At 66.5% G+C, this 21,060-nt stretch carries 22 protein-coding genes and 1 tRNA gene; 14 read left to right on the forward strand and 9 right to left on the reverse strand.

Annotated features, from left to right (window positions below; all coding sequences use genetic code 11):
* Positions 1–194: 194 nt before the first annotated feature.
* Positions 195–269 (reverse strand) — tRNA-Glu (locus ACQ5SA_RS13660).
* Between the two features lie 49 nt (positions 270–318).
* Here ACQ5SA_RS13660 and pcnB point away from each other — a divergent pair.
* From pcnB to pgi, 7 genes are all read left to right on the forward strand, one after another.
* Positions 319–1,698: a polynucleotide adenylyltransferase PcnB gene (pcnB, locus tag ACQ5SA_RS13665; protein WP_230112525.1), complete on the forward strand. Its 1,380-nt coding sequence runs from the start codon at positions 319–321 to the stop codon at positions 1,696–1,698.
* Positions 1,699–1,701: 3 nt separating this feature from the next.
* Entirely contained in the window at positions 1,702–2,187 is a 486-nt protein-coding gene (folK, locus tag ACQ5SA_RS13670; RefSeq protein ID WP_230112515.1) for a 2-amino-4-hydroxy-6-hydroxymethyldihydropteridine diphosphokinase, read from the forward strand.
* A gap of 34 nt (positions 2,188–2,221) precedes the next feature.
* Positions 2,222–3,037 (forward strand): 3-methyl-2-oxobutanoate hydroxymethyltransferase, encoded by an 816-nt coding sequence (panB, locus tag ACQ5SA_RS13675; RefSeq protein ID WP_025878796.1) that lies wholly within the window; start codon positions 2,222–2,224, stop codon positions 3,035–3,037.
* On the forward strand, positions 3,034–3,873 hold the full coding sequence (gene panC / locus ACQ5SA_RS13680) for a pantoate--beta-alanine ligase (protein WP_488765409.1): 840 nt from the start codon (positions 3,034–3,036) through the stop codon (positions 3,871–3,873). The genes panB and panC overlap by 4 nt, the downstream gene beginning before the upstream one ends.
* A gap of 71 nt (positions 3,874–3,944) precedes the next feature.
* Positions 3,945–4,439 (forward strand): hypothetical protein, encoded by a 495-nt coding sequence (locus ACQ5SA_RS13685; RefSeq protein ID WP_499314480.1) that lies wholly within the window; start codon positions 3,945–3,947, stop codon positions 4,437–4,439.
* A gap of 87 nt (positions 4,440–4,526) precedes the next feature.
* On the forward strand, positions 4,527–4,907 hold the full coding sequence (gene panD / locus ACQ5SA_RS13690; protein WP_004153087.1) for an aspartate 1-decarboxylase: 381 nt from the start codon (positions 4,527–4,529) through the stop codon (positions 4,905–4,907).
* Positions 4,904–6,418 (forward strand): glucose-6-phosphate isomerase, encoded by a 1,515-nt coding sequence (gene pgi / locus ACQ5SA_RS13695; RefSeq protein WP_499314482.1) that lies wholly within the window; start codon positions 4,904–4,906, stop codon positions 6,416–6,418. Before panD ends, pgi begins: the two co-directional genes overlap by 4 nt.
* A 103-nt stretch (positions 6,419–6,521) precedes the next feature.
* Here pgi and ACQ5SA_RS13700 read toward each other — a convergent pair whose 3' ends face one another.
* On the reverse strand, positions 6,522–7,091 hold the full coding sequence (locus ACQ5SA_RS13700) for a response regulator transcription factor (RefSeq protein WP_032952096.1): 570 nt from the start codon (positions 7,089–7,091) through the stop codon (positions 6,522–6,524).
* Positions 7,088–8,308, reverse strand: a complete 1,221-nt coding sequence (locus tag ACQ5SA_RS13705; RefSeq protein ID WP_089240341.1) for an ATP-binding protein — start codon at positions 8,306–8,308, stop codon at positions 7,088–7,090. Before ACQ5SA_RS13705 ends, ACQ5SA_RS13700 begins: the two co-directional genes overlap by 4 nt.
* 114 nt (positions 8,309–8,422) lie before the next feature.
* Between ACQ5SA_RS13705 and ispG the strand changes: the two genes are divergently transcribed.
* From ispG to ACQ5SA_RS13720, 3 genes are all read left to right on the forward strand, one after another.
* Complete coding sequence (ispG, locus tag ACQ5SA_RS13710) at positions 8,423–9,688, forward strand: flavodoxin-dependent (E)-4-hydroxy-3-methylbut-2-enyl-diphosphate synthase (protein ID WP_108267060.1); 1,266 nt, start codon at positions 8,423–8,425, stop codon at positions 9,686–9,688.
* On the forward strand, positions 9,669–10,418 hold the full coding sequence (locus ACQ5SA_RS13715) for a phosphatase PAP2 family protein (protein WP_089240345.1): 750 nt from the start codon (positions 9,669–9,671) through the stop codon (positions 10,416–10,418). The genes ispG and ACQ5SA_RS13715 overlap by 20 nt, the downstream gene beginning before the upstream one ends.
* A 202-nt stretch (positions 10,419–10,620) precedes the next feature.
* Entirely contained in the window at positions 10,621–11,268 is a 648-nt protein-coding gene (locus tag ACQ5SA_RS13720; protein ID WP_108267058.1) for a response regulator, read from the forward strand.
* Positions 11,269–11,560: 292 nt separating this feature from the next.
* Here the strand turns inward: ACQ5SA_RS13720 and ACQ5SA_RS13725 are convergent, their stop codons facing one another.
* The 5 genes from ACQ5SA_RS13725 to zwf all read right to left on the reverse strand — a co-directional run bounded on the left by ACQ5SA_RS13725 (position 11,561) and on the right by zwf (position 17,590).
* Positions 11,561–12,220 carry a bifunctional 4-hydroxy-2-oxoglutarate aldolase/2-dehydro-3-deoxy-phosphogluconate aldolase gene (locus ACQ5SA_RS13725; RefSeq protein WP_099820140.1) on the reverse strand — a complete coding sequence of 220 codons (660 nt, stop codon included), beginning with the start codon at positions 12,218–12,220 and terminating at the stop codon, positions 11,561–11,563.
* 235 nt (positions 12,221–12,455) lie between these two features.
* The gene (gene edd, locus ACQ5SA_RS13730) at positions 12,456–14,372 is read right to left on the reverse strand and encodes a phosphogluconate dehydratase (protein WP_499314485.1); all 1,917 of its coding nucleotides are present in this window, start codon (positions 14,370–14,372) and stop codon (positions 12,456–12,458) included.
* A gap of 58 nt (positions 14,373–14,430) precedes the next feature.
* The gene (pgl, locus tag ACQ5SA_RS13735; protein WP_499314486.1) at positions 14,431–15,153 is read right to left on the reverse strand and encodes a 6-phosphogluconolactonase; all 723 of its coding nucleotides are present in this window, start codon (positions 15,151–15,153) and stop codon (positions 14,431–14,433) included.
* Positions 15,150–16,157 (reverse strand): glucokinase, encoded by a 1,008-nt coding sequence (glk, locus tag ACQ5SA_RS13740; RefSeq protein WP_230112508.1) that lies wholly within the window; start codon positions 16,155–16,157, stop codon positions 15,150–15,152. The genes pgl and glk overlap by 4 nt, the downstream gene beginning before the upstream one ends.
* Positions 16,154–17,590 (reverse strand): glucose-6-phosphate dehydrogenase, encoded by a 1,437-nt coding sequence (gene zwf, locus ACQ5SA_RS13745; RefSeq protein ID WP_089240355.1) that lies wholly within the window; start codon positions 17,588–17,590, stop codon positions 16,154–16,156. The genes glk and zwf overlap by 4 nt, the downstream gene beginning before the upstream one ends.
* Positions 17,591–17,942: 352 nt before the next feature.
* Here zwf and ACQ5SA_RS13750 point away from each other — a divergent pair, with 352 nt between their 5' ends.
* The gene (locus ACQ5SA_RS13750) at positions 17,943–19,025 is read left to right on the forward strand and encodes an ABC transporter ATP-binding protein (protein ID WP_499314488.1); all 1,083 of its coding nucleotides are present in this window, start codon (positions 17,943–17,945) and stop codon (positions 19,023–19,025) included.
* Positions 19,026–19,126: 101 nt separating this feature from the next.
* Here ACQ5SA_RS13750 and ygfZ read toward each other — a convergent pair whose 3' ends face one another.
* Positions 19,127–20,002, reverse strand: coding sequence for a CAF17-like 4Fe-4S cluster assembly/insertion protein YgfZ (gene ygfZ / locus ACQ5SA_RS13755; RefSeq protein ID WP_499314490.1), 876 nt, complete (start codon positions 20,000–20,002; stop codon positions 19,127–19,129).
* Between the two features lie 39 nt (positions 20,003–20,041).
* Here ygfZ and ACQ5SA_RS13760 point away from each other — a divergent pair, with 39 nt between their 5' ends.
* Genes ACQ5SA_RS13760 through sdhD form a run of 3 tightly spaced genes read left to right on the forward strand, consistent with a single transcriptional unit; the run spans position 20,042 to position 21,048 of the window.
* Positions 20,042–20,215: a DUF1674 domain-containing protein gene (locus ACQ5SA_RS13760; RefSeq protein ID WP_080149151.1), complete on the forward strand. Its 174-nt coding sequence runs from the start codon at positions 20,042–20,044 to the stop codon at positions 20,213–20,215.
* Positions 20,216–20,272: 57 nt separating this feature from the next.
* Positions 20,273–20,665 (forward strand): succinate dehydrogenase, cytochrome b556 subunit, encoded by a 393-nt coding sequence (sdhC, locus tag ACQ5SA_RS13765; protein ID WP_089240360.1) that lies wholly within the window; start codon positions 20,273–20,275, stop codon positions 20,663–20,665.
* A complete protein-coding gene (gene sdhD, locus ACQ5SA_RS13770; RefSeq protein ID WP_025878813.1) occupies positions 20,662–21,048 on the forward strand; it encodes a succinate dehydrogenase, hydrophobic membrane anchor protein in 387 nt (128 codons plus the stop codon). Before sdhC ends, sdhD begins: the two co-directional genes overlap by 4 nt.
* Positions 21,049–21,060 lie beyond the last annotated feature (12 nt).

Genomic DNA, 21,060 nt, shown 5'->3' on the forward strand with positions numbered 1-21,060 from the left:
GCGCAGGACAGCGCACGCGAGCAAGGCGCCATCGAGCACCATGGATGGGCTTTAGCGTGTCCAGGGAAGGGTGGCCCGCCCCCTCCCGCGCAGGAACAGGGAGGCGCCAAAGCGACCACGCCGGTTGGAATCGAGAATCCGGAAAACAGAAAAGCCCGCACAAGGCGGGCTTTTTCGGTTCCTGCTGCGGCGACTGGTGCTCCCTAGGGGACTCGAACCCCTGTTTTAGCCTTGAGAGGGCCACGTCCTAACCACTAGACGAAGGGAGCAGTGTGTCGCTGCCGGTGCAGGAGCGCTAGTATATGCACCTCGATGCCATTGGGCAATCCCGAAACTTCAACCGGAAGCGCCAACATCATTTCCTCTGCTACATCACCGTTCAGCCTGCGCGTCATCCCGCGCGACCAGCACACGATCTCCCGCAAGGACATCAGTCCGAACGCGTTGCGCGTCCTTTATCGACTGCGCGATGCCGGCTTCGGCGCGTACCTTGTCGGCGGCGCGGTGCGCGATCTGCTGGTCAATGGCCAACCCAAGGATTTCGACGTGGCCACCGATGCCACGCCCGAACAGGTCAAGCAGTTGTTCCGCAACTGCCGCTTGATCGGCCGCCGTTTCCGCCTGGCCCATGTTGTGTTCGGCCGCGAGATCATCGAAGTTGCCACCTTCCGTGCCAACATCGATGACGGTAGCGGCGACCGTGAGATGGAAAACGGCATGCTCGTGCGCGACAACGTGTACGGCAGCATCGAAGACGACGCCATCCGCCGCGACTTCACCTGCAATGCCCTGTACTACGCCATCGAGGATTTCTCGGTGCGTGACTACACCGGCGGCTTCGAAGATGTGCAGGCACGTCTGATGAAACTCATCGGCGACCCGGTGCAGCGCTACCAGGAAGACCCGGTGCGCATGCTGCGTGCGGTCCGCCTGGCGGCCAAGCTCGGCTTCCAGATCGAAGAGGGCACCGCCGCACCGATCCCGCAGCTGGCCGGCCTGCTCAATGAAGCCGCACCGGCGCGCCTGTTCGAAGAAGTCCTGAAGCTGTTCCTGTCCGGGCACGGCGTGGCCAGCTTCGAAGGACTGGAGCGCTATGGCCTGTTCGACGTGTTGTTCCCGGAAAGCGCCAAGGCGCTGAAGTCGAACCGTACCGGTGCGCTGCGTCGCATGGTGGTCGAGGGCCTGGCCAACACCGATGCACGCGTGGCCAATGACGAGCCCGTGTCGCCGGCGTTCCTGTTCGCGCTGTTGCTGTGGCCGGCCTATTGCCGCGCGCAGGCAACCCTGCTCAAGCAGGGCGTGGCACCGGAAGAGGCACAGCGTCGCGCCGCCGACCGCGTCACCGTGCAGCAGTTGAGCACCATCGCATTGCCGCGCCGTTTCTCGCTGCCGATGCAGGAGATCTGGCTGCTGCAGGCGCGCTTCAGTTCGCGTCAGCGCAAGCGCGTGATGCGCACGCTCAGCCATCCGCGTTTCCGTGCCGCCTTCGATTTCCTGGCCCTGCGCCAGGTGGCATCGGCAGAGCACGAAGCCGACGTCGCGTTCTGGCGCGAAGCGCAGGCGCAGTCCGGGCAGGAGCTGGATTCGTCGCTGGATTCGCTGCACAGCGAGGCCGGTGATGAGGAGGGTGGGGCGCCGCGCAAGCGTCGTCGTCGCCGTCGTCGTCCGGACGGCGCAGCTGCCGGTGCTGCCGAGTAATCCATGACCGGTGCCTGGATCGGGCTGGGCGCCAATCTTGGCGACGCAGCCAACACCGTCCGCGCGGCCATCGCCGCGCTGGGCGAACTGCCCGGAACCCGGCTGACACAGGCGTCGCGGTTGTACGTGACGCCGGCATGGGGCAACGAGGACCAGCCCGCCTTCGTCAATGCAGTGGCGTCGGTCGACACCGACCTGTCCGCTGTCGCACTGCTGCAGGCCATGCTCGCGCTGGAGCAGCGCTTCGGCCGCGTACGCGACCCTGCCGTGCACTGGGGCCCGCGTGCGCTGGATCTGGACCTGCTGCTGTTCGGCGAGCAGGTGCTGGACCTGCCCGAGCTGAAAGTGCCGCATCCCTACCTGCACGAGCGTGCGTTCGTGTTGGTGCCATTGGCCGAAATCGCCGCCGATCTGGCCATTCCCGGCCATGGCCGCGTGCGGGATGCAGTGATGCGGGTGGATGCCTGCGGGATCGCGCCGTTAGGGTGATAATGCCCGGGTTATCTCCCCCGGTTATCAGCACATGAGCACCCACGCAGACAGCAAGCCCTGGACCGTTCCCGCCCTTGCCGAGGCCAAGCGCAATGGCCAGAAGCTGGTCATGTTGACCGCCTACGACGCAGGCTTCGCCCGCACGTTCGATGCCAATGGTGTCGACCTGATCCTGATCGGCGATTCGCTGGGCATGGTCGTGCAGGGCCACGATTCGACCCTGCCGGTGACCGTCGCCGACATGGTCTACCACACCCGCGCGGTCGCCCGCGTGCTGCAGCGTGCGCTGCTGATCGCCGACCTGCCGTTTGGCGCCGATGCCACCCCGGAACGCGCGCTGGATGCTTCGCTGCAGCTGCTGCAGGCCGGTGCCGAGATGGTCAAGATCGAAGGTGCCGGCTTCAAGGTCGACATCATCCGCTACCTGGTCGAGCGTGAGATTCCGGTCTGCTCGCACCTGGGCCTGACCCCGCAGTCGGTGCTGCGCTTGGGTGGCTTCAAGATCCAGGGCCGTGGCGATGCCGCGCGCCAGCTGGTGGACGACGCCAAGGCCGTTGCCGAGGCGGGCGCCAGCATCATGGTGCTCGAATGCGTGCCGACGCCGGTTGCCGCTGCCGTCACCGCTGCCGTTCCCGTGCCGACCATCGGTATCGGTGCTGGCCCGCAGTGCGATGGCCAGGTGCTGGTGCTGCACGACTTCCTCGGCCTGGACAGTGGCCACCGTCGTCCGAAGTTCGTCAAGGACTTCCTGGCCGAAGGTGGCTCGGTGGCCGGTGCCACCCGTGCCTATGCCGATGCCGTGCGCGATGGCAGCTTCCCCGACGAAGAGCACGCGTACGCCCAATGATCCAGACCTTCAACGAACTCGGCGCACTGCGCGCGCAGATCGCGCAGTGGAAGGGCGAGGGCCTGCGCGTGGCGCTGGTGCCGACCATGGGCAACCTGCATGGCGGGCACCATGCGTTGATCACGCTGGCAAAGCAGTACGCCGACAAGGTCGTGGCCAGCATCTTCGTCAACCCGACGCAGTTCGGGCCGAACGAGGATTTCAGCCGCTATCCGCGCACCCCCGAAGCCGATGTGGCCGGGCTGGAACAGGTGGGCTGCGATGCGGTGTGGTTGCCCAGCGTCGAAGCGATGTACCCGCTGGGCGTGGACAAGACCACGCGGATGCATGCGCCCGGCGTCAGTGAAGTGCTGGAAGGCGCGAGCCGCCCGGGCCATTTCGATGGCGTGTGTACGGTGGTGGCGCGGTTGTTCCTGCAGGTACAGCCGGATGTGGCCGTGTTCGGTCGCAAGGACTACCAGCAGCTGGCGGTCATCAAGCAGATGGTGGCTGAGCTGTCGTTCCCGATCCAGATCGTCGGTGCCGAGATCGTGCGGGATGAGGATGGCCTGGCCAAGAGCTCGCGCAACCAGTACCTCAGCGCCGAGCAACGTCCGTTGGCGACCACCCTTCATCGCACCCTGCTGGGCATGCGCGAAGGCTACGTGGCCGGGCAGACGCGCACGCAGATCGAGGCCGAAGCCACGGCTGCGTTGCAGGCGGCCGGCTTCCAGGTGGATTACGCGGTGCTGCGCACCCCGGAACTGGCCGAACCGAGCTTCGACGGCGGTGGCCGCGTGGCCCTGATCGCTGCCCGCCTGGGCACCACCCGGTTGATCGACAACCTGGAGTTCTGAGCCGCCCCGCGCGGTTCTGCAGGGCGCCCGTAGTGGGCGCCTCTCACCTTCCCATGGACGGGAGACCGGAAATGAATACCCCCACCACTGCCGGCCGTCTTGCCCGGGCCTCGATCCTGGCGGTACTGGCCGCTGGCATGGTGCCTGCCCAGCTGATGGGCGGCCTGTTGTTCGCGCTCGACTTCGCGCGTACGCCCGTACCGGCACTCACCGGCGGTGCGCTGATGTTCGTGCTGGGCGTGTGCAACGCCATCGCGGTGTTGCTGCCGATGGCGCTGATCCTGCAGTCCCAGCGGCGTCTGCGCCGGACCGCCTTCCTGCTCGTGGGGTTCGGTCTGGGCGCGCTGGCGATGGCGACCTGTGCCTGGCCGGGCGCGGACAATGGTCCGCTGCTGCAGCGCCTGCGCTATGTCGATACCTTCGACGTGATCAGCTACGGTCTGTCGGTGCTGGCCGCGGGTGGCTTCGGCCTGGTCGCCGGGCTCACCTTCCATACGGTGTTCGGCCTGTCGCTGCAGGGCGCCTGCGGGCATGGCCCGGCAGCGCTACCGGTCGAGGGCGCCTGAACGGTCTTCAGCGTCCCGTCCCAGCTCCCTGATGACGGCCAAGCGGGTGCTAGAATCCGCTCTTTCCTTTGCCGTTGCAGCGCCCCCATGCACCTGTCCCTGCTCAAGACCAAGATCCACCGCGCCACCGTCACCCATTCCGAGCTGAACTACGAAGGCTCGATCGCCATCGATGACAACCTGCTGGCTGCCACTGGCATCCGTGAATTCGAGCAGGTGCACATCTGGGACGTGACCAACGGTGCGCGCTTCTCGACCTACGCGATCCGCGCCGAAGCCGGCAGCGGCGTCGTCTCGCTCAATGGTGGCGCCGCGCGCCACGTGCAGGTCGGTGACATCATCATCATTGCCGCCTTCGCCAGCATGACCGAGCAGGAAGCCGACAGCTTCAAGCCGAAGCTGGTGTACGTTGATGGCAACAACCAGATCTCCCACACCAACGACACGATCCCGACCCAGGCCGCATGACAACGAACAACGGATTCGCCTCGCTGCATTCCCACGCCCAGCGCCTGAAGGGCGCAAGCATCCCCAGCCTCCTCGCCGCCGAACCCGGCCGCGTGCAGGACCTGGCGCTGCGGGTCGGTCCGTTGTATGTCAACTTCGCCCGGCAGAAATACGATGCCGCGGCGTTGCAGGCGCTGTTGGCACTGGCTGCCGAACGTGATGTCGGCGGCGCCATCACGCGCCTGTTCCGTGGCGAGCAGGTGAACCTGACCGAAGGCCGCGCCGCGCTGCATACCGCGCTGCGCGGTGATGTGGTCGATGCGCCGGTGGCGGCCGAGGCCTATGCCACCGCGCGCGGCATCCGCCAGCGCATGGGCGTGCTGGTGCGCGCGCTGGAAGACAGTGGCGTGACCGATGTGGTCAGCGTCGGTATCGGCGGTTCCGATCTCGGCCCGCGCCTGGTGGCCGACGCGCTGCGTCCGGTCAGTGGGGCGCGCCTGCGCGTGCATTTCGTGTCGAACGTGGACGGCGCCGCCATGCAGCGCACGCTGGCCACGCTGGATCCTGCGAAGACCGCCGGCATCCTCATTTCCAAAACCTTTGGTACCCAGGAAACCCTGCTCAACGGCCAGATCCTGCATGACTGGCTGGGCGGCAGCGAGCGCCTGTACGCGGTCAGTGCCAATCCGGAACGCGCCGCCAAGGCCTTTGCCATTGCCGCCGAGCGCGTGCTGCCGATGTGGGACTGGGTGGGTGGCCGCTATTCGCTGTGGTCGGCGGTCGGTTTCCCGATCGCACTGGCCATCGGCTTCGAGCGCTTCGAGCAGCTGCTGGAAGGTGCCGCGCAGATGGATGCGCATGCGCTGGACGCGCCGCTGGAGCGCAACCTGCCGGTGCTGCACGGCCTGACCGACATCTGGAACCGTAATCTGCTGGGCTCTGCCACGCATGCGGTGATGACCTACGACCAGCGCCTGGCGCTGCTGCCGGCCTACCTGCAGCAGCTGGTGATGGAAAGCCTGGGCAAGCGCGTGCAGCGCGATGGCCAGCCGGTCACCACCGACACCGTGCCGGTGTGGTGGGGCGGTGCCGGCACCGACGTGCAGCACAGCTTCTTCCAGGCGCTGCACCAGGGCACCAGCATCATTCCGGCCGATTTCATCGGCTGCGTGCATAACGACGATCCGTATACGGTCAACCACCAGGCGCTGATGGCCAACCTGCTGGCGCAGACCGAAGCACTGGCCAACGGCCAGGGCAGCGACGATCCGCACCGCGACTATCCGGGCGGCCGCCCGAGCACGATGATCCTGCTCGACGCGCTGACCCCGCACGCGTTGGGCGCATTGATCGCAATGTACGAGCACGCGGTGTACGTGCAGTCGGTGATCTGGAACATCAACGCCTTCGACCAGTTCGGCGTCGAGCTGGGCAAGCAGCTGGCCAGTGGCCTGCTGCCGGCATTGCAGGGCGAGGATGTGGCGATTGCCGATCCGATGACCCGCGAGATCCTGGCGCAGCTGAAGGGCTGATCCGCCCTGGTAGTGCCGGCCGCTGGCCGGCATCCCGGTGATGCTTCGATCGTTCATGAGGCTGCCGGCCAGCGGCCGGCACTACCGTGAAGGGCGTTCCGCGTTACCGGCTCGGATCGCGCTCCGGGCTCGGCCGCTTGGCCAGTTTGCGCTGCAGCGAACGCCGGTGCATGCCGAGCAGGCGCGCGGCCGCCGACACATTGCCGCCGGTTTCATGCATCGCCTGCTGGATGTGTTCCCACTGCAGGCGGCTGATCGGGGTCATCGCGTCGGGCACTTCCATCTCGCCGTCATCGGCGGGGCCGTCGTCTTCCTCGCCCAGTGCGCGTAGGATCATCGGCACCGTCGAAGGCTTGGGTAGGTAGTCGTCAGCGCCCAGCTTGATCGCCTCCACCGCGGTGGCGATGCTGGCATAGCCGGTCACCAGCAGGATCCGCATGTCCGCACGCAGCGCGCGCAGCGGCTGGATCAGTGCCAGGCCGGAATCGCTGCCCAGCTTCAGATCAATCAGCGCGAAGGCTGGCGGATGCTGGCGGGCCAGTGCCAGTGCGCTGGCGGCATCCTGTGCGGTCTGCGTCTCCAGCCCTTTGCGGGCCAGGCTGCGCTGCAGCGTGCGCAGATAGAGTTCGTCGTCGTCGACCAGCAGGCCAAGGGTTGAAGCAGTCATGGTCATTCCTCGCGGGGGGCCAAGGGCAGGCGGAAGCCGACGCGGCTACCGGCCCCTTGGGCCGGGCGCATCCACATCTCGCCGTCCAGGCGCTCGATGGTGGCATGGGACAGGGCCAGGCCGACGCCCATGCCTTCACTCTTGCTGCTGCCAAACAGCTTGCCGGGCAGGACGGCGGCGCGGGCATCGAAGCCATGGCCGTAGTCGCGTACTTCGCCGATCAGGTCGTCGCCTTCGATACGCAGGCTGAGATCGACGCGCGGTCGCCCGGCCTGCTCGCCGGCATCGGCAGCATTGTTCAGCAGCACCATCAACAAGTGGCCGACGCCGGGGTCCAGCGGCAGGCGCAGCGGTGCGTCGTCGTTGCGATGCAGATCGATGGTCGGGCGTACAAGCCGCCATTGCTCCAGCACCTGCTGGGCGGTGGAGTGGGCGCGCCCAGGGCGGTCGTTGGAGGCCGGCGCGGCCAGTGCCAGCACGCGTTCCCGGCACTGCACCAGCAGCTCGCGCAGGGTTTCCATGTCCTCGCGCACTTCCGGCTCTTCGCTACGCTCGGCCACGTCGTCGGCAAGCAGGGTCATGGTCGCCAGCGGCGTGTTCAGTTCGTGCGCCACGGAGGCCGCATGCGTGGCCAGAGCGACAATACCTTCGTTGCGCGCAAAGCGTTCGCGCAGCGCCGACAGTTCCAGCTCGCGCTCGCGCAAGGCGATCGCCAGTCGGGTGGAGAAGATGAGTACGACTGCAGCGGACAGCAGGAAGGTGGCGATCACGCCCCAGCGATTGAGGTCCAGTGCATTGAAGTAGCCCGCCGGCAGCGGTTGCCCGAACAGGCCGCTGGCGGCATAGCCCAGCAGGCAGGCGCTGGCCACGGCCAGGGCCCAACGCAGGGGCAGGGCGAACGCAGCCAGGGCGATCAGGATCAGGAACAGCGAGCCGAACGGATTGGCGATGCCGCCGCTCCAGCTGACCATCCAGGTGAGGATGATCACGTCCACCAGGATGTGGCCGAAGGCGGTCAGCGGCGCGGTATCGGCCGGCTCCGGCCGCAGCTGCGTATACAGGTTGAACACGGCGAGCACGGCCACGCCCGACCATAACGGTAGTTGCGGCAAAGGCAGTCCCAGCACCCAGGTGGCGACCAGGATGGTGGCCGCCTGGCCAGCCACGGCCAGCCAGCGCAGGCTGCACAGGGTTCGGAGAAACGGGGCGTCGGGACCGGTCATTCGCGCCCATCGTATGCGTTCGCAGGGATGCCTGCCTGCGACAATCGGCCGCAGCCGCACTGCCGCCTGAATGCGACACACCCGCAAGGTCGGGGCGGGCGTTAGAATGCCCGCATGCATGACGCCGTCACTCGCCCTACAGCGCCCTCCGATGCCACTGCCTGGCCCCGTCGCCTGACCCAATCGGTCCAGATTGGTGGAGTCACCGTGGGCGGTGGCAAGCCGGTGGTGGTGCAGTCGATGACCAATACCGACACCTCCGACGTGGCGTCCAGCGTGAAGCAGGTTGCCGAGCTCTGGCGCGCCGGTTCGGAAATGGTGCGCCTGACCGTCAACACGGTCGAAGCGGCCGCGGCGATCCCGCGCATCGTCGACAAGCTGGCGATGATGGGCATCGATGTCCCGCTGATCGGTGACTTCCATTACAACGGCCATCAGCTGCTGACGGCCGAACCGGCCTGTGCCGAGGCGCTGGCCAAGTACCGCATCAACCCGGGCAATGTGGGCTTCGGCAAGAAGAAGGACCTGCAGTTCGCCCAGCTGATCGAGTTCGCCATCCGCTACAACAAGCCGGTGCGCATCGGCGCCAACTGGGGCTCGCTGGACCAGGCCCTGGCGGCGAAGCTGATGGACGAGAACAACCATCGCGAACAACCCTGGGATGCCGGCCGCGTGCTGCGCGAGGCGCTGATCCGTTCGGCGCTGGATTCGGCCGAGCAGGCCGTCGAGCTGGGGTTGCCGCGCGATCGCATCATCCTCTCGGCCAAGGTCAGCGGCGTGCAGGAACTGATCGCGGTGTACCGCGACCTGGCTCAGCGTTCGGACTTCGCCCTGCATCTGGGACTGACCGAAGCCGGTATCGGCAGCAAGGGCATCGTCGCCTCGGCGGCGGCGCTGAGCGTGCTGCTGCAGGAAGGCATTGGCGACACCATCCGCATTTCGCTGACGCCCGAACCGGGTCAGTCGCGTACGCAGGAAGTGATCGTCGCCCAGGAACTGCTGCAGACCACCGGCCAGCGCGCCTTCACCCCACTGGTCACGGCCTGCCCAGGCTGTGGCCGAACCACCTCGGAGTTCTTCCAGGAGCTGGCCAAGGTGGTGCAGACGCATGTGCGCGACAAGATGCCGCTGTGGAAGATCCAGCATCCGGGCGCGGAGAACATGACGCTGGCGGTGATGGGCTGCGTGGTCAACGGGCCCGGTGAGTCGCGGCATGCCAACATCGGCATCTCGCTGCCGGGTACCGGCGAAGCACCGTCGGCACCGGTGTTCGTGGATGGCGAGAAGAAGGTGACCCTGCGCGGCGAGAACATCGCCCAGGAATTCGTCGCCCTGATCGATGATTACGTTGAACGCACCTATGTCCGAAGCGCCGGGTAAGCCGACGATCCTCGCTGCACCGGAGCCAGCCTCCGGTTTCCGCCACTGGATGGCGCGCAATGCCTGGCGGCTGCTGTTGCTGTTTGCCGGTGTGCTGCTGCCGCTGGCCGGATTCGTTGCCCTGGCCGACGAAGTGCACGAGTTCGAGTCCTTCCACTTCGATGCGCCGCTGCTGTGGCAGATGCACGGCCTGCATTCGCCGTGGCTGGACCGCATCTTCGTGCTGCTTTCGAAACTGGGTTACGAGTGGTTCCTGATTCCGGCCGATGTGCTGATTGTCGGCGCACTGGCCTGGCACCGGCGGTGGCGCGAAGCGACCTTCGTGGCCGTGAGCTTCGTAGGGTCCGCGCTGCTGAACATGGGCAGCAAGCACTTCTTCCAGCGTGACCGGCCCAGCCTGTGGGAATCGATCGCGCCGGAATCCACGTTCAGTTTCCCCAGCGGCCACGCGATGGGCTCGATGACCCTGGCGGTCACCCTGGTGCTGCTGGCCTGGAACACCCGCTGGCGCTGGCCGGTGCTGCTGCTGGCACCGTCGTTCAGCCTGCTGGTAAGCGTTTCCCGGGTCTATCTGGGGGTGCATTACCCCTCGGACATCCTGGCCGGATGGTGTGCCGCGCTGGTTTGGGTGGTAGGGTGCTATCTGGTCATGTTCAGTCGCCGTCACCCATGGAGACGGCACGGTTCGCCGCCAGCGACGGCCAGCGAAGCGATCACGCAAGGGGAGTGACGTGGATGCCCTCCCAAGGGCGTCTACCTGAGGGACGGGTTGTTTCGTTGTAGCGGGTTCTGCAGGGCAAGGGGCACGATCAGAGCGTGAAGAATGTGATGCGCAAGGCAGAACGCCGGAATTGCGCAACATCCGCGCTTGCAGTCGTCAGGTGCTCCTGCCTAGGTTGACCCGTATTGGCCGCATTCGAAGAGGTACGTGAATGACGATTCGAGTCTACCTGGTGGATGACCACGCGTTGGTCCGCACCGGGATGAAGATGATACTGTCGAGTGAAACCGACATTGAAGTGGTGGGCGAGGCCGAGACGGGCGAAGAAGCGCTGCCCGCGATCCGCCAGCTGCAACCGGACGTGGTGTTGTGTGATCTGCACCTGCCCGGCGTCAGCGGGATGGAAGTGACCGAGCGCATCGTCCGTGGCCACCGCAGCACGCGGGTGGTGATCGTGTCGGTGCTGGAGGACGGTCCGCTGCCCAAGCGCCTGCTCGAAGCCGGCGCTGCCGGTTACATCGGCAAGGGCTGTGATGCGCAGGAACTGCTGCGCGCGGTGCGTGACGTGGCCGCCGGACGACGCTACCTGGGCACGAGCATCGCGCAGAACCTGGCGTTGTCCACCGTGGAAGGCAACGGCTCGCCGTTCGACAATCTGTCGCCGCGTGAGCTGGAGGTGGCATTGCTGCTGACCCAGGGCCTGCGCCAGGAAGACATCGCCCGCCGTCTGAGCCTGAGCGCGAAGACGGTCAACACGCACAAGGCGCGGTTGTTCGAGAAGATGGGAATCCACGACAACATCGCGTTGGCGCGGATGGCCAGCCAGTACGGGTTGGTGGATCCGGCGCGGCCGCTGTAAGGGTTTCGGCCAACGGCTGAGCCCCTCGCGGTGTATTGCCGCTGACATCGGTGGCATGGCCGGGCAGGTTGGGTTTGCGGGGGACGCCGTGAACCCATCCATGGGGGCTTGGTCGCCGCATCCATGCGGCTCACACCCCCGCGAACCCGACCTGCCCGACCTTGGACAGTTTCCTGTGGCATCCACCGCGGAATGAAGAAGGAAGAGCAGGAGCGGGTCGCGCGCTTTGCGCGCTCGTAGACTGGGGTCGGATCCCTTTCCCGGCGGGAAAGGGCTCTGACCCCGTAGTGCTTCAGTGGCCGCGTACGCGCTTGACGATCTTCGCGGCCTGCGCCGCGCTTTCGCGCACCTTGTCCCACTGGCCGGCGTCGATCCAGTTGCCCGGCACCATCCACGAGCCGCCGATGCAGACCACGTTCTTCTGCTCGAGGTATTCGGCCGCGGTGTTCTCGGTGATGCCACCGGTCGGGCACAGCTTGAGGTCGGCGATCGGGCCGGCCACGCCCTTGATCATGGCCAGGCCACCCACGGCCGTGGCCGGGAACAGCTTGCACACGCGGAAACCGCGCGCATAGAGCGACAGCAGCTCGGTCGGCGTCGCCGCACCCGGCACCACCGGCAGCGGTGCCGCAGCCAGCGCATCGGCCAGCACCGGCGGCGTGCCCGGGGTCACCAGAAAATCCGCGCCCGCATCGATGGACTGCTGCATCTGCTCCACCGTCAGCACCGTACCGGCGCCGACCACCACATCCGGCAACTCGCGCTTGAGCATCGCCAGCGCTTCCATCGCCACCGGCGTCCGCAGCGTCAGCTCGATCGCCGGCAACCCGCCTTCCAGCAACGCCGCACTGACCGCACGTGCCTGGTCCAGCGTATGAATCGTCACCACCGGCAGGATGCCCGCCGCATGCAGCAACTCCGCCGCCCGCACCTGATGTTGTTCGATACCCATAGCTCTGCTTCTGCCTTTGCTTTCGCTCTTGTTGTGCTTTCAATGATCACTTCGCGGCGTTGACGCGCCGGAGAGTGTCAGGAGGGCGCGGTCAGCCCCAGACGGGACCGTGAGCGGCATGGATGCCGCGACCGAGCCCCCATGGATGGGTTTACGGCGTGTCCCGGCTGGGGCTGACCGCGCCCGCAGCCAGGAAATTTACCGCTGCGACAAACCCGCAACGCTCTTCAATCCCTCAGGCGTCCTTACCCTCATGTGGCGCCGCCGCAGCCGCAGCATCGTGCCCCAGCTCATACTCCGCGTCGTAATCCCACGGCCCACCATCGGCCGCCGCCGGACCGCACGAAATCGAGATCGCGCCCTGATCCGCGGGACCCACCACGCGCCGATTGATCGCGAACAGGTTGCGGCCCAGGTCGTGTGCTGCCGGCGCCGTATTCGGCGCATGCGTACGCGCGGCCCATTCGGCCGCGTCCACCAGCACCTCAAGCGTGCCGGCTTCGCCATCCAGGCGGATGATGTCGCCCTCGCGCACCTTGCCCAGCGGACCACCGCGTGCGGCTTCCGGGGTCACGTGGATCGCGGCCGGAATCTTGCCCGACGCGCCGGACAGGCGACCATCGGTGACCAGCGCCACGCGCCGGCCCTGGTTCTGCAGCAGGCCCAGCAGCGGTGCCAGCGAATGCAGTTCCGGCATGCCGTTCGCACGCGGACCCTGATAACGCACCACGGCCACGAAATGCTCGGGCAGCAGGCCGCCGGCGTGCAGCTTGTTCAGTACCTGCGGTGCATCAACCACCACGGCCGGCGCTTCGATGGTGCGGTACTGCGGCTTCACCGCTGACAGCTTGATCAGCGACTTGCCCAGGTTGCCGCGCAGCAGGCGCAGGCCGCCCTGGCTCTCGAACGGGTTGTCGACACCGCGCACCACTTCTTCGTCGGCGCTGCGTTCCAGGCCCGGCAGATACACCAGCTTGCCGTCGCGCAGCTGCGGCTCCAGGGCGTAGTCGGCCATGCCGCCACGGGCCACGCTGACCAGATCGCCATGCATCAGGCCGGCCTTGATCAGTTCGCCGAACACGAACGCCGGGCCACCCGCTGCAGCAAAGCGGTTCACGTCGGCTTCGCCGTTCGGATAGACGCGGGCCAGCAGCGGAATCAGCTGCGACAGCTCGTCGAAATCGTCCCAGGTCAACACGATGCCGGCCGCCCGCGCCACCGCGATCCAGTGGATGGTGTGGTTGGTCGAGCCACCGGTAGCCATCAGCGCGATGATCGCGTTGATGATCGCGCGCTCATCGATGATCCGACCCAGCGGACGGAAATCGTCGCCCAACGCAGTGATGTCCAGCGCGCGCTCGGTGGCTTCGCGGGTCAGTGCATCGCGCAGCGCGGTGTCCGGATTGACGAACGACGCGCCCGGCAACTGCACGCCCATTGCCTCCAGCAGCACCTGGTTGGAATTGGCGGTGCCGTAGAAGGTGCAGGTGCCCGCGCCGTGGTAGGAGGCCGATTCGGCTTCCAGCAGTTCTTCGCGGGTGGCTTCGCCGGCAGCGTAGCGCTCGCGCACTTCGGCCTTCTGCTTGTTGGGAATGCCCGGTGTCATCGGGCCGGCCGGCACGAACACCGCCGGCAGATGGCCAAAGGCGAGGGCGCCGATCAGCAGGCCCGGCACGATCTTGTCGCACACACCGAGGTACACGGTGGTATCGAACATGTCGTGGCTGAGCCCGATTGCAGTGGCCTGGGCAATGACATCACGCGAGAACAGCGACAGCTCCATGCCGCCACGGCCCTGGGTGACACCGTCGCACATCGCCGGCACGGCACCGGCCACCTGCGCGGTAGCGCCGAGTTCGCGGGCCACCGCACGGATCTGTTCGGGATAGGTCTCGAACGGCTGGTGCGCCGACAGCATGTCGTTGTAGGCAGTGATGATGCCCAGATTGGCTGTCACGCCGCCGCGCAGGCGGCTCTTGTCGGTGCCACCGCAGGCGGCGAAACCGTGGGCAAGATTGCCGCAGCTGAGGCGGCTGCGGAACGGGCCATCGCGCAGGGAGGCGTCGATCGCTGCCAGATAGGCGGCGCGCGAGGCGGCGCTGCGGCGGATGACGCGCTCAGTGATGGCTTGCAGTTGCGGATGGAGGCTCATTGGCTACCGGCGTTCGAGGTGGCGAGAGGCAAGCGGCGGCAGGGCGCCGCCGCCGACATCAATCAGCCCAGTGGACGCGCAGGCGCGCGCCGTCCAGGTTGATCGCGTTGAGGATCGGATACTGCTGAGGGTCGTTGCTGTCCAATGCCTGGCGCAGCACCTGCAGCTTCTGCTTGCCGCGCAGCAGCAGCAGACGCTGGCGGCACTGACCCAGCCCGCGCGGGGTCAGGGTGATGCGCAGCGGCCACTGGTTGGCACCGGGGCAGCCGGTCGCATCAAGCGCGGCATAGGGCAGGGTGCTTTCGAGGGCACGCTGCAGGTCGCGCGAGCCCGGGAACAGCGACGCGGTATGGCCGTCATTGCCCATGCCCAGTGCGACCAGGCTTGGCGGCTGGCTGTGCTGGGCCTGCAGGTTGGCGGTGTACACGCACTCGGGCAGCGGCTTGCCGATCCGCACCAGCGGATCGAAGTGCGCACCTTCTGCACGCGTGAGCAGGTTTTCGCGAACCAGCCACGCATTGCTGTCGCGATCCTGCGGCGACAGCCAGCGCTCGTCGGCCAGGCTCACTTCAACGCGGTCCCAATGCACGTCCAGCTCGGCCAGCGCCTGGTACACCGGAGCCGGCGTGGTACCGCCAGACAACAGGATGCGTGCGCGGCCCAGCTCGTTGATGTCGTGGTTGATCGCCTGTGCCATTTCGGCAGCAACCGCTTCGATCCAGCCATCGGCATCGCCGTGGTTGATGAAATCGATACGGTCGTCGTGGAAGGTGGGGCTCATGCGGCAACTCCTGGTGCGTCACGTTCGGCGTCGGCAGCATAGGCAGCGGCGCCCAGCAGTCCGGCGTGGGGATGCATCACGGCTAGCGACGGCACCCGCGCCATGATCGAAGAGAACCGGCCCTTGTGTTCGAAGCGCTGGCGGAAACCGGAGTGCTGCAATGAATCGAGCATCTTCGGAGTCAGCCCGCCGGTCAGGAACACACCGTCCCAGGCGCCCTGGGTCAGCACCAGATCACCGGCAATGGCGCCGAACACCGCGCAGAACACATCCACGGTACGCATCGCCTGTGGATCGCCGTGCAGGGCGCGGGCGGTCACGTCCACCGGTTGCAGTTGGCCCGGGTCGACACCTGCCATCTCGCAGATTGCGCGATGGATGTTGACCAGGCCGGGGCCGCAGATCAGCCGCTCGTTGGAGACGCGCCCAAACTGCTCGGACAGGATCTCCAGAATGCGGATCTCTTCCGGCGTTCCCGGCGGGAAGCTGACATGGCCGCCTTCGGTTTCCAGCGGGTAACAGCGGCCGTGGCGAAGGATCAGGCCGCCAACGCCGAGGCCGGTACCCGGCCCGATCACTGCGTAGTTGCGCGGCTGGCCCGGCTTGCCCGGAACCCAGGCGGCACCGCCCACTTGGACCACGTCATCGGGCTGCAATAGCGAGATCGCCATCGCCTGCGCGGCGAAATCGTTGATCAGGTGCAGTTCGTTGAAGCCCAGCATCGCGGCCGTGCGGCTGCGCGAAATCACCCACGGATGGTTGGTGATGCGGGCTTCGTCACCATCGACACGACCGGCGACTGCGAACACGCCACGGCTTGCGGTGGCGCCGATCTGCTCCAGATGGTGGCGCGCGGCATCACCCAGCGACGGGAACTCCGCCACCGCATACTCGCGGATGCTCTCTTTCAGCAGCGGGGCGTCCTGCGAGGTGTCGGCAAGGGCGAAGCGGGCATTGGTGCCACCGATGTCGGCGACCAGCACCGGCTGCGAGCTGGCACTCATTCCGACGCTCCGCTATCCGGCGCATCCACGCCCTGCGGCAGGAAGTCGACCGCGTTGGCCGGGCCCCACTGGCCGGCCGGGTAGGGCTCCAGCGGCAGATCGGCCGCCTTCCAGGCATCGGCAACGCTGTCGATCCAGGCCCAGGCGGCGCGCACTTCGTCATCGCGCACGAACAGGGTGTGGTTGCCGTTGAAGGCGTCCAGGAACAGGCGTTCGTAGGCGATGCGGCGATGCAGGCCGGTCGGTACCGAAAGTTCAAGTTCCAGCGGTTGCAGTTCCAGCGCGCCCCATTCCGGGCCGGCCAGGCTGCTCATCAGGCCCAGTTCGATGTTCTCCTGCGGCTGCAGCTGGAACACCAGGCGATTCGGTGCGGCCTGCGCACGCTGCGGACGCTCGAACAACCAATGCGTGACCGGCTTGAGGGTCACCACCACGCGGGTGGTGCGCTCGGGCAGGCGCTTGCCGGTGACCAGGTGGAACGGCACGCCGCTCCAGCGCCAGTTGTCGATGTGCGCGGTGACGCCGGCAAAGGTTTCCACATCGCTGCCTTCCGGCGGCTGGTAGGCCTGTGCGGGCTGGCCGTTGATGCTGCCGGCGGTATAGCGGCCACGCACGCTGTCACGCGCTGCGTGCTTGGCATCCAGCGGGCGCAGCGCACGCAGCACCTTGACCTTCTCGTCGCGGATGCGGTCGGCTTCCAGCGAGGCGGGCGGCTCCATCGCCACCATGCACAGCAGCTGCAGGATGTGGCTCTGCACCATGTCGCGCAGGGCGCCGGAGCGCGCGTAGTAGGCATCGCGGCCATCCACGCCTTCGCTTTCGGCGACCAGGATGTGCACCGATTCGATGTAGTTGCGGTTCCACACCGCTTCCAGCAGCGTGTTGCCGAAGCGCAGCGCGATCAGGTTCTGCACCGCCGCCTTGCCCAGGTAGTGGTCGAGGCGGAACACGCGGTCTTCGTCGATCCACTGGCCGATGGTGGTGATGATCTCCTCGGCGCTTTCGCTGTCGCTGCCGATCGGCTTCTCCAGCATCAGGCGCGCGGGTGCAGCCAGTGCGCCGCCCTTGGCCAGGCCTTCGCAGGTGGAGATGTACAGGCCCGGCGGGATCGCCAGGTAGCTCACGCAGCGGCGGTCGACCAGGTCGGATACCGCGGCGGCGACCGAGTCGACGTCACGCAGGTCGACCGAGCGGTAGTCGATGCGACGCAGCAGGGAGGCGATGTCCTCCTGGCTGGCCATCGGCATCGCCTGCTGCAGGCGCGGGCGCAGGATGTCATGGAAGGCTTCGGTGTCATGGCCGGACAGGGCCAGCGCACGGATGCGGAAATCCTCCGGCAGCAGGCCGTCGCCAAGCAGGCGCAGCAGCGAAGGGAACAGGTAGCGCTGGGCCAGATCACCTGTGGCACCAAACAGGAAGAGTGTGTCGTGCATCGCTCGAGTTTCAGATCCGGGTGACATCGTTGTCAATCGCTTCATGGCTGGGTTCGGGGGACATCCGCGCAACTGCCTGTCCGAGGCTCATCTGGATCGGCCTTCCGGGTTGCCGGAGCACCGTTCCAATCGAAACCACTACAGCGGCAACCCTTCGTTCGGTCGACGGTGCAGGTCGGCGCGCACCGACGTTCGGATAGTGCCACGTGAAAACGTTTACATGGCAGAATGGGCAACTGTATTCGATTGCAGTGGTCGCCGTCATGCGGCAACCGCGCAATCATCACTGCCATCGGGAGGGCCGAGGCAGTCCCAAAAGACAGCCCGGCGTCGGGCGGACTGGATGAGTGAAATGGCAAAAGTGCAGTTGCAGGGTGTGCGCAAGGTCTACGACAACGGCCAGGTCGCGGTGAAGGACGCCACTTTCGAGGTCGCCGACGGCGAACTGATGGTGCTGGTTGGCCCGTCCGGGTGTGGCAAGTCGACCCTGTTGCGGATGGTGGCCGGGCTGGAAGAGATCAGCGGCGGCACGTTGACCATCGGTGATCGCGTGGTCAACGACGTGGCACCGAAGGATCGGGACATCGCGATGGTGTTCCAGAGTTACGCGCTGTACCCGCACATGACCGTGGCCGAGAACCTGGCCTTTGGCCTGAAGCTGCGCGGGCATGACAAGGCCACCATCGACAAGCGCATCAGCGAGGCCGCGCAGACGCTGGGCCTGACCGACATGATGGACAAGCTGCCCAAGGCGATGTCTGGTGGCCAGCGCCAGCGTGTTGCTCTGGGACGTGCGCTGGTGCGCGAGCCGGCGGTGTTCCTGCTCGACGAGCCGCTGTCCAACCTCGATGCCAAGCTGCGCCACAGCGTGCGCACCGAGATCGCGCAGCTGCACCGCAAGCTGGGCACCACCATGATCTATGTGACCCACGATCAGGTCGAAGCGATGACCTTGGGCCAGCGCATCGTGGTGCTGAAGGACGGTGTCATCCAGCAGATCGATACGCCAATGGCGCTGTACGACCGTCCGGCCAATCTGTTCGTGGCTGGTTTCCTCGGCAGCCCGGCGATGAACGTGCTGCGCGGCACGCTGCAGGGCGATGCTGGTGGCGTGACCGTGGTCGATGGCCAGTGGCGGGCTCCGCTGGGGCAGGCAACGATCGATCCGGTGTGGCTGCAGAAGCCGATCGCGGTGGGCGTGCGTCCCGAACACCTGCAACCTGCAGGCAGCGAGGATACGCATGCGTTCACCGCGCGCATCGAAGGCATCGAGCCGGTGGGCAACGAGATCTTCGTCAACATGAGCAGCGGCCAGCACGCGCTGACCATGCGCGTGGCGCCGCAGTCGCTGCCGGGCGTGGGCGAGGACATCCGGGTGGCGATCCACCCGCAGGGCCTGCACTTCTTCAACCCGGAAACCGGCGAGCGCCTGTAAAAGGTGGTGCCGGCCGCTGGCCGGCAATCTCATCGATGCGTGGTTGCCGGCCAGCGGCCGGCACTACCATCTTTCAGTGGATGACGTGCCGGATCGGCGTCTCAGCGCGCCAACCCGTCCAGCAGCGGCATCCGCTGCGCGGGGGCATCACCCACCTGCAGTTCGCTGTCGCCGGTCTCCAGCGGCAGCACGGCCAGCGCCAGATCCCCGGCCACGCTGGCCAGGGTACCCAGCGCGGTACCGTCCTGCTGCACGTGATCGCCGGCCTGCGCCGGTGCTGCGGTATGCAGCAGCTGCACCGCGCGCTTGGCCTTGCCGAGGAAATGGGTGCGCGCGACGATCTCCTGACCGGGGTAGCAGCCCTTTTTCACGCTGTAGCCGTTGAGGCGGTCCAAACCCAGCTGTTGCGGGGTCCACGCCTCGCGCTGGCTCTCTTCCAATCGCGGCAGGCCAAAGCGCAGGTCGGCTTGGCGCCAGGCCAGAGCAAAGGCGGTGTCCTCGGCCTCGTCGCTGGCCGGGAAAGCCTCGATCGGGCCGATACGCAGCGTGCGGGGAAGTGCGTCGCTGCCCAGATCCAGCTCCCAGCCCTGGTTACCGGCCAGCGCGATGGCGGCGCCGGCAGCGGCTTCCGGCGCAGTAAAGGCCCCGGCTACTGCCAAGTCGGCATGCACCTGCAATTTCACTTTGCGGCGGAACACGAAGCGCTGCAGTTGCGACGCAATCGCATCGGCATCGCCGTCTGCCAGCACCAGCAGCACATGGTCATCGGCCAGCCGCAGCAGCTGGAACACCGCCAGGGTGCGGCCTTTGGCGCTCAGCCACGCACTCCACTGCCAGTGCAGCAGGGGCAGGGCGGTCACGTCGCTGCTGAACTGGGCATGGGCAAAAGCGGCTGCATCCACGCCCTGCAGGCTCAGCAATTGATGGCCGGGCAGGCGCGGATATGCGACGAAAGCAGGGGGAAGGTTGTCAGGCACGTGAACGAGGTCTAAAATTTGTGCGTTGCGAGACCCATCATGATAGGCCAAACAACCCCCACTCCCGACGCCGAAGCTGAAGCCCCGCTGGTTCCCCCGGTCCCTGTGCCCGTGGAACAACCAGAGGTGGAAGAAGAATTCGGTGGCCGCGGCGGACTCGATCCGGTGCGGTATGGCGATTGGGAAAAAAACGGACGCTGCATCGATTTCTGATCCAGCATTGAGCCAACGCGGCATCATGCCGCCCAGCCGAGACAACGAGCCCAGCGAATGGCGACCAGACAACGTCCCCTTTCTCCGCACCTTCAGGTGTATCGCTGGCAGATTCAGATGGCCACCTCGATCCTGCATCGAGCCACTGGCGTCTTTCTGTCTGTTGGTGCCCTCATCATCGCCGGAGGCCTGTTGGCTCTGATGATGGGGCCCGAATCCTGGAACTGCTTCACCGGCCATGCCGGGGCCTGGTATGGCCGCGTGTTCCTGTTCGCGTGGACATGGTCGTTCGCCTATCACCTGTGCAATGGCATCCGCCATATCGTGCAGGACTTCGCGATCGGATTCCGCATTGCCACCTTCATCCGCAGCAGCTGGATGTCGGTGATCGGCAGCCTGCTGATCACCCTGGCGGTGTGGGCCTATGTGATGTTCGGAGGTGCCGCGTGAGCAAGTTCCGTACCCCGTTGAAGGGCGTGCGCGGTCTAGGTTCGGCCAAGACCGGCACCGAGCACTTCGTGCATCAGCGCCTGACTGCCGCCGCACTGGTGGTGCTGGGCATCTGGTTCCTGGTGTTCGTGCTGGGCCTGCTGGGCTCGGATTACGTGACCGCCACTGCCGCGATCGCCAAGCCGTGGAACGCCGTTCCGCTGATCGGCTTGCTGATCGCCATGTTCTGGCACGCCCAGCTCGGCCTGCAGGTCGTGCTGGAGGACTACATCCACGAATCGCTGCTGGCCCTGGTGCTGCAGACCGCGGTGAAGTTCGTCGCCGTGCTCGGCATGATCGTCAGTGTGTTTGCGGTGGGCCGCATCGCCCTCGGCGTTGCCTGAGCCCAGGCGCCA

The organism is Stenotrophomonas indicatrix, assembly GCF_050573115.1.
Classification (GTDB): domain Bacteria; phylum Pseudomonadota; class Gammaproteobacteria; order Xanthomonadales; family Xanthomonadaceae; genus Stenotrophomonas; species Stenotrophomonas lactitubi_A.